Here is an 11518-nt window from a genome sequence, read left to right as displayed (position 1 = left end):
GATGTCGGTCCTGCGGTTGATGAGGTCGTACAGGCCCATGGGCCCGTTGCCCATCAGGCTGAAGGCGTGCCCGAAGGGGATCATGAACACCATCCGCAGCAGCCCGGCGGGGTCTTGGGGTGTGTACGGGTCGGTGAGGTGGATCTCCCGGGCGCGGATCGCGTCGATTTCCTGCTGGAACTGGGACATGAGGACGGCTCCCCTCTTTCAGGCGGCGGCGGGGCGGGTGCAGGCGATGTCGGTGATGGCCGCGCGGACGCTGTCGCGGACCAGGTCCTCGTCGGCGGGCTCCATGCGCGGGTGCAGGCACGGGCACAGCAGGCGAGCGGCGAGCTGTTCGGCGCGGGGGCACTGCTGGCCGGCGGTGTGGGCGCGGATGAGGCCGTGGCCGAGGTAGGTGACGGGGTCGCTGATGATGCTGCCGACGCCGTACCGGGTGGCGAGGACGTTCATGAGCTCGTCTCGGCCTTCACCGGCCCACGATGGGGGAACCAGCAGGTTGTGCCGGTAGTACAGGTGCCTGCTCTCACCGAGCATCGGAGGCAGAACGAGTTCCGGGATGTCCGTGAGCGCGGCCGTCCGTTCGTGGGCGCGGCTGATGCGGGCGGCGTTCATGCCGTCGAGGCGGGCGAGCTGGACCAGTCCCACGGCGGCCTGGATCTTGGTGAGCATCTGGTTGGTGCCCCAGCCGTCGCGGCCGCCGTAGGTCCGCAGGGCCCGCAGGCGCTCGGCCAGGTCATGGTCGCCGGTGGTGACCATGCCGCCCTGCCCGAACGTGGTCATCAGCTTTTTCGACTCGAAGGAGAACACGGTCGCCCAGCCCTCGGCGCCGACCCGCTTGCCGGAAGGGGTGCGGCCGCCGCAGGCGCGGGCGGCGTCCACGATGACGGCTGGCGGCCCGTGGACGGGGTGCGGGTGGAGGGCGGCGAGCTCCGTGAAGCGCCTGATGTCGGCGATCGCGCCGTTCCAGTGGGTGATCAGGATGGCCCGGGTGTGCGGCCCCATCAGCCGTTCCGTATCGGCAGCGTCGAGGTTGAGGGTGCGGGGGTCCGGCTCGGCCAGGAGAAGGCGGCCGCCCTGGCCGATGACGGCGAGGTGCGGGCCCACGAAGTTGATCGCGCAGGAAATCACCTCGTCTCCCGACCTGATCGCGAGGGCGCGGAGCACCATCTCCAGTGCGGTGCCACCGGAGTTGAACGCCACCGCCCTGCTCGCGCCGGTGTAGTCGGCGAAGGCGTCCTCGAAGCCGCTCACGTACTCGGCGGACCGCCAGCCCGTCCGCCAGTCGTCCGACGCCGTCACGGCCAGACGGACGGCGTCGTACTCGGCGGCTGTGTACCAGCCGCCCTGGGCTGGTTCCACCGGGACCTTCAACGGCCCCGCCGTGCGGGGCACCGTACTGGGATTGGTCGGCATGCAGCAGATCTCCTCATCCAGGCCTGAAGCCATCAGGTCAGCGGTGGTGAGGGCCGGAGGTTCGGCCAGCGGGTTCGAGGTCCATGATCATCTGGACCTTGCGGGCCGCCGATGACGTCGGATCGAAGCGGCAGGCGAGCCACTCGTCGGTCAGGTGCCGGGCGAGCGCGAGCCCGATGACGCCTGCGCCGAAGGCCAGCACCTGCGCATCGTTCGACAGCACCGCGGCCCGCACGGACAGCGCGTCGTGGGCGGTCACCGCCCGGATCCCGGTGACCTTGTTCGCGGCGATGGCGACCCCGAGGCCGGTGTGGCAGACCAGGACGGCCCGGTCCACCGCTTCCCCGGCAATGAGCCGGGCTGCTGCTACCGCGATCTGCGGGTACGCCCTTTGAGTGTGGGCGTCCACTCCGACATCGAGGACGGACGCGACCATCGGGTGCCCGCGCAGATGTTCCGTGAGGGCCTCCTTCAAGGAGTGCCCGGCCCGGTCGGAGCCGACGGCGATGCGCAGGGGCTGAAGTCCGGCCCGCCCGCGATCGCTGGGATTGCCGGACGGGTCGGGGTATCGGCCGGTCACCGGGCGGCCCGGGAGGAATGGGTCCGGCGTGGGTGAACGTGGGCCTGAGCGGTGTGGGGGGCCGTGATGGCGCTGTGTTCGGGGACGGCGCGGATCGCGAGCGTGACGCCGCTGTTGATCTGGGTGTGGCGCCCGATCGCGACGCCGGGCCCGAGGCTGATGTTGCTGCCGGTCTGGGTCCCGTCTCCGATAACCGCCCCGAACTGGGGCGTCCCGCATCGGTAGATGCCGGTGTCGGTGCGGATGATGACCTCGCGGTCGGGCGAGCGCATGTTGCCGCTCATGTGGATGCCGGCCACCTGCACGCCCGCCGAGAGGTGGGCGTCGGCGCCGATGATCGTGCGGTTGACGCCGATGCGGTGGCCCAGGACGGTGCCTTCGCCGACGAACGCTGCGGTCACCTCGCAGTTGAAGCCCACCGACGCGCCAGCGCACAGGACGGCGCCCTTGCGGACGGTGGAGAACTCGTACACCCGGGCGTAGGGCCCGATGATCACGTCGTCACCGATGATCGCCTGAGGGTGCACGTACGCGGTCGGGTGGATGCGGCCTGCCCTGCCGAGCGCGGCGAGGGCCTTGCGGTGGAGGTCCGGCCACTGCGCGAGGAAGTCGGCCAGGTCGTAGGAGGCGAGGCTGCCATACGGGGTGGCGGCGAGCGGTCCGTGGGTGGGAGCGGTGATGTACTGGCCGAGCAGGAGCGAAGTCATGGGCGTCCCCTTCATCAAATGTCAGCCGCTGTCCGACGGCTGGAGAAGTCGGCTATGGTGCCGGGACGGCCCGCCGGGCGTGGATCCGAGCCCGGCTCCGGGCCGTGCCCGCAGGCTCTAGGCGGTCGCGGGTTCCGTCAGCCAGCTGGGAGCGGCCTGCGGGGTGCGGTCCAGCCACCGCACGTAGCGACTGATCCCGTCGGCGACGCTCACCTGCGGCTTCCAGCCCAGGATGTTCTCCATGCGGCGGATCGAGGCGTACCCGCCCAGGGGGTCCCCGGCCGGGAGCGGTGTCTCCAGCAGCGCGGTGCCCGGATAGTGGGCCCGGACCAGGTCGGCGACATCGCGGATGCTGGTCGCCACCCCGGTGCCGATGTTGATCGTCTCGGTGTGCGCGCGGGGGCTGGTGAGCGCACGCAGGGTGCCCTCAGCGATGTCATCGACGTGGGTGAGGTCGCGGACCTGACGGCCCCCACCGTTGAGGTGCAGCGGCAGCCCGAGCGAGGCGCGGGCGGCGAACCAGGCCACCACCCACGAGTGCGACCGCGGTTTGATCGTCTGCGGCTCGCCGTAAACGGAGAAGTACCTGACGATGCTGTACGAGGTGCCGACTTGCCCCAGGACCACCTTGGTCTGTTCCTCGCCCCACATCTTGGTGTTGCCATAGACAGAGACGGGCCGCATGGCGTGGGACTCGTGGAACTGGGGCGGGATCCGTCCATGAACGGCCTCCAGGAGCTGCCGCATCGTCAGCAGGTCCGGGCTGGTGGCCTCTTCAGGTGTGCCGTCGCCGTAGACGCTGGCGGAGGAGACGAACACCATCCGGCGGACCCGGTCGCTGGCGGCGACGGCGTCCAGCACGCTCTGGGTCCCGGCGATGTTGACGTCGATCGCGGTCAGCGGGTCGCGGGTACAGGCGGCGACGTCGGCGAGCGCGGCGGCGTGGATGACGTAGTCCGACTCACCCACGAGCTTGCGGACCAGTCCGGCATCCCGTACGTCTCCGGTGACCACGTCCGGGTCGGTGGGGTCGACGCCGAAGGAGCCGGTGTAGACGTGCGCGGGGTAGGCGTCCATCGTGCACAGGGAGATCGGACGCGCATTCAGCTGACGCAGCTGAGCGGCGATGCGGGAGCCGATAAGTCCGGCTCCGCCGGTCACCAGGACAGTGGAGCCGGCAAGGGCGGTGAAGGGGGAACGGTCGTACACGGGGGCCTCCTGAGCAGGTCGGGCGGAACACGTGACGGGGGTGGCTTCCAGGCTGTGCGGGCCTGCCGACGGTGAGCTGTTGGCTGGCGGGAACGCGGATGAGGTGTGGGGGGACGAACGGGCAGGAGGACGTTGCGAAGCCTGGCGGCGACCGGCCCGTCGTGCCTCCGTGAGGGAAAGGGCCAGTGCCGTGAGGGCAAGCCCTGCTTGCAGGCCGGTGAGGGCGCCGTGGATCACGACGCTGTTCTTTCGACCCGGACAGCGGACGTCAGGCGCATCAGTGCGCCGCTGATCAGATCGGCTCGGATGAGGGGAGGCGGATCCTCACGTGGCGCGCTGACCCAGTGCGCGCTCGGGGTGCCATCCTCGGCATACGGAACCAGCAGCTGATGACCGACGGAGAGGCCGCGTACACGGGGCAGACTCGCGGCCGACGCCGCGGTGCCCGGAGCCACCATCACGTACAAGACCCCCCGCATGTGGTCGGCGAGCACCGGATAGCCACGCTGCGGGCTGAGCCCCAGATCGGTCAGTGCATCCAGGCCCAGGACGATGGGGCTGATGGCGAGCGCGTCCCACGCCTGCCCGCAGTGCACCCAGCCCGCTCCGCCACCGCCGAAACGCCACTGCTTGCGCCGCTGCTCGGTCACCGCAGCCAGCGCGTGCCAGGTGGACAAGGACTTCTTCTCCATAGCCGCCTCCCTGATCGGTCGTCATGTCCGACCTCCAAGCAACCGCAGCCCGCACACCGTCCGCGACGCGCCCGCGATGAAAGAGCGATGCAACTCCGGCCCGGAAGGTGAAGAACGCCCAAAGACCGGGCAGACCATGCCTGGGGGCGGTACGGTCACCGCACCCCACCCAGCGGATGCCCCCGGAGCCCGGCATGACCGAACGCCGACCCAACCTGGACTTACGCGCACTGCGCGAAGACGAGCTCCAGATGTCTCGCCCCGAACTCGCCAAATGCCTCAACGAACAGGCCAAGGCCATGGGCGAGAACATCGGCTGCTCCGCGCGACTGATCGCCGCCTGGGAAGACGGAGAAGTCGACTGCCCCCGCGCGGTTTACCGACGCGTACTGACGGCACTCACCGGGCGGACCATGGCCCAGCTCGGCTTCCGCCTCCCCGAAGGCCCGACCTCGGCACGATCCCGTCCGGCGGCCCGAGCACACGAGCTGGAAAACGGAGGCGAGCCGGTGGACCGCAGAACCTTCTTCCGCGACAGCACAGGTGTCGTCCTCGCCCTCCCGCTGTCCGCCGCGAACCGTGGCCCCGGCCGGATCGGTGCCACCGAGGTCCGCGCCCTCACCCACGCCGTCACCACCCTGTATGGGCACGACCACAACCACGGCTCAGGCCCCCTGCGCAAGGCCGCCGGTGAAGCCCTGCACACCGCCTACAGCTGGCTCCAGTCCGGCACCTACACCGAACGCTCCGGACAGAAACTGCGCTCTGCCACCGGCGCGCTCTCCATCGCCGCCGGCTGGCTCTCCTACGACAGCGGCCGTCCCGCCGACGCGCACTCCCTCTACGGCGAAGCCCTTGCCGCCGCCCGCATCGCCGACGACCCCGCCCTCGAAGCCCACGCCTTCGGCTGCCTCTCCCTCCTGGCCAAAGCCCAAGGACGCCCCCGCGAAGCCGTCGCCAACGCCCAGGGCGCCCAGGCAGCTGCCCTCCCGCTCGGATCGCCCCGCATGACCGCCCTCTTCCACGCCCGCGAAGCAGGCGGCTGGGCGCTGATGGGCGACCGCGCCGCCACCGACGCCGCCATCGTCCGCGCCCACCACCACTACGCCAAAGGCCCCACCGAAGCCGATCCCGACTGGCTCGAATTCTTCACCCCCGCCGAACTCGCCGGACTCGAATCCCTCGCCCGAGCCGACCTCGGCCAGCACGAACGCGCCGCCGCCGGCGCCGAACAGGCCGTCCTCCTCCACGGCGACGCCTTCGCCCGCAACCGCGCCCTGTACACAGCCGACATCGCCATCCAACATGCAGTCAGGGACCGACCCGAACCGGAAGCGGCAGCCGAAGCGGCAGGACGCGTCCTCGCGTTCCTGCCCGACGTCCGCTCGGACCGACTCCTGCAGTCCCTGCACGGCGTGGCAGGAGCCCTCCAGCGCCACGCACGCGTGCCGGCCGTCGCCGACTGGATCGAGCACTACCGCACCATCGCCCATGCCGGAGGAGGACAGGCGTGACCACCAGCACCCGCGACAACGTCGTGATCCGCACCTACGGACCCGGCCACGTCCCACCCCTGCTCGACGCCCTCGCAGACACCTGGGCCGACGCCCACCCCGAACTCGTCGACACCCCCGGCGCCACCACCGACGGCCTCTCCACCGAAGCACTGCGCCGCCAGATCACCGGACACGCCCGCCGCGAAGGCTTCGTCCTCACCGTCGCCTACGCACACGGCAACCCCATCGGCTTCGCCTACGCCTTCCCCGCCACCCCCGAGTACTGGTACGGGCCCGAACTCCTCCCACAGATCCCACAACACATCAGGACCGGCCGCCTCATGGGCCTGTGCGAACTCGCCGTCACACCCCTGTGGCAGGGACAGGGCATCGGCAGCCGCCTCCACGAAGAACTCCTGACGGCAGTCAACCCCGAATACTCCTCACTCCTCGTCCGCCCCGACAACCCCCGCGGCCGCGCCCTCTACGACCGCCTCGGCTACACCTACGCCGGCCCGTACCGCAACGAACCCAGCGGCCCGATCTACGACCTCCTGATCCTCCAGGTCGACACCCGCAGCGACAGCCCCAGCTCAGCGAACGCGTGACGGACCTCCCGACCACCTGTTTCTGATCCCCCCAAGTCTGGGTACATTTTGAACACTCAGCGTTGGCACCCACACGTGACGGCACAGCGACTTTGGGCATTGGGGCGGGCGAATGACGCTGACTGCCAGGGAGCGAATTGTCTTGGGCGGTATCGCTCTGAGCCTTGCTCTGAGCCTGCTGAGCTGGGGCGCCAGCCGATACGGCTACGGTCAGCCGGCCTGGGTGCTGTCGTCCCTTGCCGTGGTCGTCGTCCTGGGCACTGCGTGCCGGGCCGGAGCCCAGCACCTTTCACGTAGTCGGGAGCCGGCAGCAGAGCTGCCCCGCGTGCCCGTGTCGGACGAGGTTGCGCGGCACACTGCCCGCCTCGGCGCCGAAAGGCACCCCAATCACACACCGGACGGCCCGACCACCGAGCCGTGACGGAAACATCACTGTGACGACGACCGATAGATGGCCATCACGGTCGTAGTTGTCCAGGAAGCCCGGGTGTGGTCGCCGGGCGTACCGCCGCCCGATGCGCGAGAGTGGCCCGGGGGATGCACCCAGCCATGAAAGAAGCATCGAAATGCCCGAACCCGTTGCCTTGTCCTACGAGGTCCTCGTCTCGGACGGCGTTCCCAGGAAGGTCGATCTGCGGCTGCCGAACGGAGACGTGATCGTCTCCTCACCGATCTCGTCCACCCTGGTCTACGGGGAGCGAGACGCCGTCCTGGTGGACCCGCCACTGACCGAAGGCCAGATCGCACAGGTCGCGGAGGGCGTGGCGCGCTCCGGCAAGCGTCTCGCGTTCGTCTACATCACTCACGGTCATCCAGACCACTGGTTCGGGACCGCGACGCTGTTGGACCAGTTGGGCGACGCCGGCACCATCGTGTACGCCACCCAGGGCACCATCCGGCAGATGCGCGAGCAGCTGAAGGGCAAGGAGGAGGGGTTCGCGAAGTCCTTCCCCCAGGTCCCGGAGAACACCCCGGTCCTCGCCGTCCCCGTGCCAGCAGAAGGTTTCCGGCTGGAGGGCCAAGTCCTGCGCGCGGTTGAAACCGGCCACACCGACACGGACGACAGCTCCGTACTCCACGTGCCCTCGATCGGCCTCGTCGTCGCCGGAGACGTCGTCTACAACGGCGTGCACCAGATGATGCTCGAAGGGGGCAACGGCGGACTCCAGGCATGGCTCGACGGAATCGACCGGATTGCCGCGCTGAACGCGCGCCACGTGGTCGCCGGCCACAAGAACAAGGACCTGCCCGACGACCCGAAGATCCTTGACGAGACCCGCCAGTACCTGCGTGACACGATCCGGCTCCTCGCCGAGGAGCCGACCCCGCTGGAATTCTTCAACCAGATGATGGAGCTCCACGGTGACCGGCTCAACCCGGGACCGCTCTGGTACAGCGGTCTGGGTCTGCTCGCCTGAGACAGGCCTGGCCATCTTCAGCAAAGCTCCGAGGGGCGCAGCATGGGCAGCCGCGAGCCTGCCGCAGCAGTCGACCCCGGAGGGGCGACATGAAAAAAGGGGGCCGCCGCCCCTGATGGGGTGGCGGCCCTCGGTCCCGTCGGCGCGCGTTTTACGGGGCGGGGGTGAACTCCACTGCCGTGTCCCCGCAGCCGGCCGCGATGTCCAGCAGCCGGTCGCGCTCCAGCTCATCCACCGCCAGGCCCCAGCGGAGCTTGGTCGCCGTCCACTCTGCGCCGTACCGGCAGACCGCCTCCGCCGACGGCGGCAGCCACTGGGCCGGATCCTGATCCGCCTTGCTCCTGTTCGAGCGGGCCGTCACCGCAACCAGCGAGGCCTCCTGGCCGAGGTCGTTCGCGTACGCTTCGCGCCTTTGTGCGGTCCACGAACTGGCGCCTGAATCCCAGGCCTCGGCGAGCGGGACCATGTGGTCGATGTCCAGCGCCCCAGCGGGCGTCACCTCCCGGTCATCGTAGTACGACCACCACACACCCCCGGTCAGTGTGCAGCCCGGCCCGACTTCCGGCGCCACCACCGCCTCCGCAATCAGCACCTCCATCCGCGTGTTGCAGCCGTCGGACGGATTCGCCCCCGCGTTCCAGTGCTTGAAGCTGGTGCGCTGATATCCGGTCCGGTCCTCGACGGCGAGCAGAAGCGCGGAGACCGCGGCACCCATCGGCAGAAGCTGTGGCACGACTGCGGGCTCCCCGGCGGCGTGCGCGGCGGAAACGGGCAGGGACAGGGCAAGAGCCGCGGCCACGACCGCGGCCCGCATCATGATCATCATGCGCTGGTTGTATCCGTTGCCACACCCTCAGCAACAGGCCCCAGGCAGGGGATTCACCCTCCCGGGACACCCGAATCACCCGCGAAACGCCACTGCACCGCGGCCACCTCCACCCCCGGCGGTCACCGCCCCCGCTCCCGTGCCCGGCGGGAGTTCAGATATAGGGGCTCCAGCGGCCGAATCGGGCCATCAACTTCCGTGCGGCGTTCTCGTCCAGGCCGAGCGCAGCCGCGGCCTGGACCGGGGTCAGATTGTGCTGGGCACCCCGGGCGGCCCAGTAGCCGACCCTCCCGGCGGTCACTTCCAGGCGGCGGGCCGCCCGCACTGCGGCGACCGGGGAGGTCTTGGTCAGCTTGTCGATCTCTGCTTCCAGGCGCTCCAGCAGGGTGGTGACGGTCTCGGGCAGGGGAACAGTGGTTGCCTCAACGTCGGCGGTGTGCCCGTCCCAGTCCCGCAGGCACCCGTCCGCCTGCTCCTCACCACCCTCCTCCAGGTCCGTCTCGCCGATCGCCTCCCAGTCCAGGCGGTGTTCGGGGCCGGTCCAGCCGCAGGAACACACCGCACGCAGCGCGGCCGCCCGGGGTACGCGCGGGGTATGTCCGTCGTAGACACTCCACTGCGACACCGATTGCCCGCCCGAGCCCGAGCAGGAATCGAAGTACACCGGGCCCGGCACGCTCCCGTCCTCAAGGAGCACGCCGACCGCGCCTTCGTGGGAAGCGCCGAACTCCTCCGTCGTCCACGACTCCCGCTCGCCCTCGCCCATGAACGTCCCTCCTGCTGCCCGACCCGCTCTCCCTGCGGCTCCGGACGGGACCGCCGAAGAACGACGATGCCGCAACCCGACCGGCACACGGGCCCGAATCCACGGATGAGCGACCTGACACCGCTCTCAATTGGCTTCGAGACACACGACCCCCAGCCGGGGGCGGGTCAGGCCTGGCCTCGGGCACTGCCTCGGGCGTCGCGGCCGCCGTCACCAGGGCCTTCCCAACCTCGTAGCGGTTGTGCCCGGTCGCGTTCGCGTCCTCGGTGACCGCTGCGTCAACCGCCGCCGACGCCTCCAGCCACGGCCGCCCCCTACGGCGAGGGCCTCAACGTATGGCACGGCGGCGGCCACGCGGTCTGGCACACGCCGTAGGCCGCAAGGTCACACCGGAAGGTGTCCGCCCTCGTCAGAAGTCAGCGTCCCACGAGGCGTTGAACCAGCTGGCCGCCGACCCCGGGTGGGTGGTCCAGCCCCCGGACGGGCGGCCCGGCTCGATGTCCAGCAGGCGGGCCACCTCGGCCCCTGGATGCTCCGCGAGGACGTGGGCACGGCCGTCGGCCAGGATCTGGGACACGTCTTCCCCGTCATCCACCGCCCGGCTCATCCCCATGCAAAACAGGCACCGGATCACCACGAACACGGGACCGCTGCCTGTCAACGTCGTCATGCCCCGCACAACGACACCCGGCAGGCATCGGCAACTGGTTCTCACCCGGTCCTGCGGGCGCGGACCGGTCCCGTGGACAGCTCGCGGTGAGCAGCACCGAAAGGATCTGCGGGCGTTGCGACCAGGCCATCCGCAGCACCCACTACGACACCTTCGACGTACGGCCGGGAAGCGGGCCCGGCCCGCGACGTACTTCCCACCGCGGAGGAACCGGCTTGCCGGTCCCTCGGACGCACAGACTGTGGTGACCGGGGCCCGTCAGACCGTGGGCGAGCCCTTGTAGTCGTGGTCCCGGTAGCCGTGACCGTCCTTGTGCCAGTCCAGGAAGAGGACCGTGTCCCCGTACGCGCCGCTCCCGGCCTGGTGACTGATCACTGGGGTGCGGTAGTGGCCGTCACGGTCCCCGCTGGACGTTGCCTTCTCCAAATGCTCCTTGAGCTGGAAGTCGCGTTCGGCAACGACGGGGTCGGTGCCCTCGCGGGACTGCATGATCTTCACGCGGATCTTGGCCCCGTCGAAGATGGTTGCGTGCGTTGTGGCGTAGAACGAGGGCCCGTCCCATTTCACGTCCGCGTACGCGTAGACGATGCCGCCGGAGCGCGCTGCGCAGGTCTGGATGGTCACGTCCCAGTTGTCGGGGGCGGGGCCGGAGTATCCGGAGTCGTCGATCGTCTGGGTGCTGGTCGAGCAGTGGTAGCTGAGCGTGGCAGCGGCCGGGGTCGCGGCAGCGGAAGCTGTGGCCGCGATGACGGCGAACGTGGCCGCGGCGGCCAGCAGCGGGTACTTGGAGGTGTGCATGGCCGGTCAAGGCCGGCCATGGCCAGGACGACACGGGCCCGCACCGAAGGCGCCCCTCACGGGGGACGTCTCCCGGACAGCTGTCCGGCCGCTGCTCACTCACCGGCCAGAGGGATGCGCGCGGCGGCAGCTGCGCCCGCTCACCGCTGCCGTGTGGTGAGCGGGCGCGAGGCGGTGACTTGGGAGTGGTGACGTCACCGCGCGGCCGGTGAGTTTTGGGCTGGCAGGGGTGTGACCTGCGATGGGGAGGCGGTGGGGTGTGGCCGGGGGCGCCCCACCCCCGCGGAGTCCCCCCCGGGCGGGCGCCGGGGGTGGCGCGGTGTCTTATAAAC

12 protein-coding genes and 1 pseudogene are annotated in these 11518 nt (G+C 70.1%); 3 read left to right on the top strand and 10 right to left on the bottom strand.

The features are described 5' to 3' along the window. From ACFV0Q_RS30000 to ACFV0Q_RS29975, 6 genes and pseudogenes are all read right to left on the bottom strand, one after another. Positions 1 to 189 (bottom strand): annotated as a pseudogene (locus ACFV0Q_RS30000) (radical SAM protein); the annotation flags it as partial. A gap of 18 nt (positions 190 to 207) precedes the next feature. Further along, entirely contained in the window at positions 208 to 1416 is a 1209-nt protein-coding gene (locus ACFV0Q_RS29995; RefSeq protein WP_385009501.1) for a DegT/DnrJ/EryC1/StrS family aminotransferase, read from the bottom strand. A 37-nt stretch (positions 1417 to 1453) separates the two neighbouring features. Further along, a complete protein-coding gene (locus tag ACFV0Q_RS29990; protein ID WP_385009503.1) occupies positions 1454 to 1930 on the bottom strand; it encodes an RpiB/LacA/LacB family sugar-phosphate isomerase in 477 nt (158 codons plus the stop codon). A gap of 62 nt (positions 1931 to 1992) precedes the next feature. Further along, positions 1993 to 2703 carry a transferase gene (locus ACFV0Q_RS29985; protein WP_385009500.1) on the bottom strand — a complete coding sequence of 237 codons (711 nt, stop codon included), beginning with the start codon at positions 2701 to 2703 and terminating at the stop codon, positions 1993 to 1995. A 117-nt stretch (positions 2704 to 2820) separates the two neighbouring features. Then, on the bottom strand, positions 2821 to 3912 hold the full coding sequence (locus tag ACFV0Q_RS29980; RefSeq protein WP_385009499.1) for an NAD-dependent epimerase/dehydratase family protein: 1092 nt from the start codon (positions 3910 to 3912) through the stop codon (positions 2821 to 2823). A gap of 233 nt (positions 3913 to 4145) precedes the next feature. Beyond that, entirely contained in the window at positions 4146 to 4604 is a 459-nt protein-coding gene (locus ACFV0Q_RS29975) for a hypothetical protein (protein WP_385009498.1), read from the bottom strand. A gap of 194 nt (positions 4605 to 4798) precedes the next feature. Here ACFV0Q_RS29975 and ACFV0Q_RS29970 point away from each other — a divergent pair, with 194 nt between their 5' ends. The 3 genes from ACFV0Q_RS29970 (at position 4799) to ACFV0Q_RS29960 (ending at position 8126) form a co-directional block, all read left to right on the top strand. After that, positions 4799 to 6118, top strand: a complete 1320-nt coding sequence (locus tag ACFV0Q_RS29970; protein WP_385009497.1) for a hypothetical protein — start codon at positions 4799 to 4801, stop codon at positions 6116 to 6118. After that, positions 6115 to 6708 (top strand): GNAT family N-acetyltransferase, encoded by a 594-nt coding sequence (locus ACFV0Q_RS29965; protein ID WP_385009496.1) that lies wholly within the window; start codon positions 6115 to 6117, stop codon positions 6706 to 6708. The genes ACFV0Q_RS29970 and ACFV0Q_RS29965 overlap by 4 nt, the downstream gene beginning before the upstream one ends. A gap of 566 nt (positions 6709 to 7274) precedes the next feature. Beyond that, positions 7275 to 8126, top strand: coding sequence for an MBL fold metallo-hydrolase (locus tag ACFV0Q_RS29960; RefSeq protein ID WP_385009495.1), 852 nt, complete (start codon positions 7275 to 7277; stop codon positions 8124 to 8126). Positions 8127 to 8277: 151 nt separating this feature from the next. Here the strand turns inward: ACFV0Q_RS29960 and ACFV0Q_RS29955 are convergent, their stop codons facing one another. From ACFV0Q_RS29955 to ACFV0Q_RS29940, 4 genes are all read right to left on the bottom strand, one after another. Then, on the bottom strand, positions 8278 to 8943 hold the full coding sequence (locus ACFV0Q_RS29955; protein WP_385009502.1) for an HNH endonuclease family protein: 666 nt from the start codon (positions 8941 to 8943) through the stop codon (positions 8278 to 8280). A gap of 163 nt (positions 8944 to 9106) precedes the next feature. Then, a complete protein-coding gene (locus ACFV0Q_RS29950) occupies positions 9107 to 9718 on the bottom strand; it encodes a hypothetical protein (protein WP_385009494.1) in 612 nt (203 codons plus the stop codon). Positions 9719 to 10127: 409 nt separating this feature from the next. Beyond that, on the bottom strand, positions 10128 to 10313 hold the full coding sequence (locus tag ACFV0Q_RS29945) for a hypothetical protein (RefSeq protein ID WP_385009493.1): 186 nt from the start codon (positions 10311 to 10313) through the stop codon (positions 10128 to 10130). 333 nt (positions 10314 to 10646) lie between these two features. Beyond that, positions 10647 to 11186: a hypothetical protein gene (locus tag ACFV0Q_RS29940; RefSeq protein WP_385009492.1), complete on the bottom strand. Its 540-nt coding sequence runs from the start codon at positions 11184 to 11186 to the stop codon at positions 10647 to 10649. Positions 11187 to 11518 lie beyond the last annotated feature (332 nt).

The organism is Streptomyces sp. NPDC059564 (assembly GCF_042735575.1).
Classification (GTDB): Bacteria; Actinomycetota; Actinomycetes; order Streptomycetales; family Streptomycetaceae; genus Streptomyces.
This window is presented reverse-complemented; position numbering and strand designations above follow the sequence as displayed.

Excerpts from the sequence above, each read along its gene's own strand:
- ACFV0Q_RS29995 (WP_385009501.1), bottom strand. The coding sequence starts at position 1,416 with ATGCCGACCAATCCCAGTACGGTGCCCCGCACGGCGGGGCCGTTGAAG.
- ACFV0Q_RS29985 (WP_385009500.1), bottom strand. The coding sequence starts at position 2,703 with ATGACTTCGCTCCTGCTCGGCCAGTACATCACCGCTCCCACCCACGGA.
- ACFV0Q_RS29975 (WP_385009498.1), bottom strand. The coding sequence starts at position 4,604 with ATGGAGAAGAAGTCCTTGTCCACCTGGCACGCGCTGGCTGCGGTGACC.
- ACFV0Q_RS29970 (WP_385009497.1), top strand. The coding sequence starts at position 4,799 with ATGACCGAACGCCGACCCAACCTGGACTTACGCGCACTGCGCGAAGAC.
- ACFV0Q_RS29960 (WP_385009495.1), top strand. The coding sequence starts at position 7,275 with ATGCCCGAACCCGTTGCCTTGTCCTACGAGGTCCTCGTCTCGGACGGC.
- ACFV0Q_RS29955 (WP_385009502.1), bottom strand. The coding sequence starts at position 8,943 with ATGATGCGGGCCGCGGTCGTGGCCGCGGCTCTTGCCCTGTCCCTGCCC.
- ACFV0Q_RS29950 (WP_385009494.1), bottom strand. The coding sequence starts at position 9,718 with ATGGGCGAGGGCGAGCGGGAGTCGTGGACGACGGAGGAGTTCGGCGCT.
- ACFV0Q_RS29940 (WP_385009492.1), bottom strand. The coding sequence starts at position 11,186 with ATGCACACCTCCAAGTACCCGCTGCTGGCCGCCGCGGCCACGTTCGCC.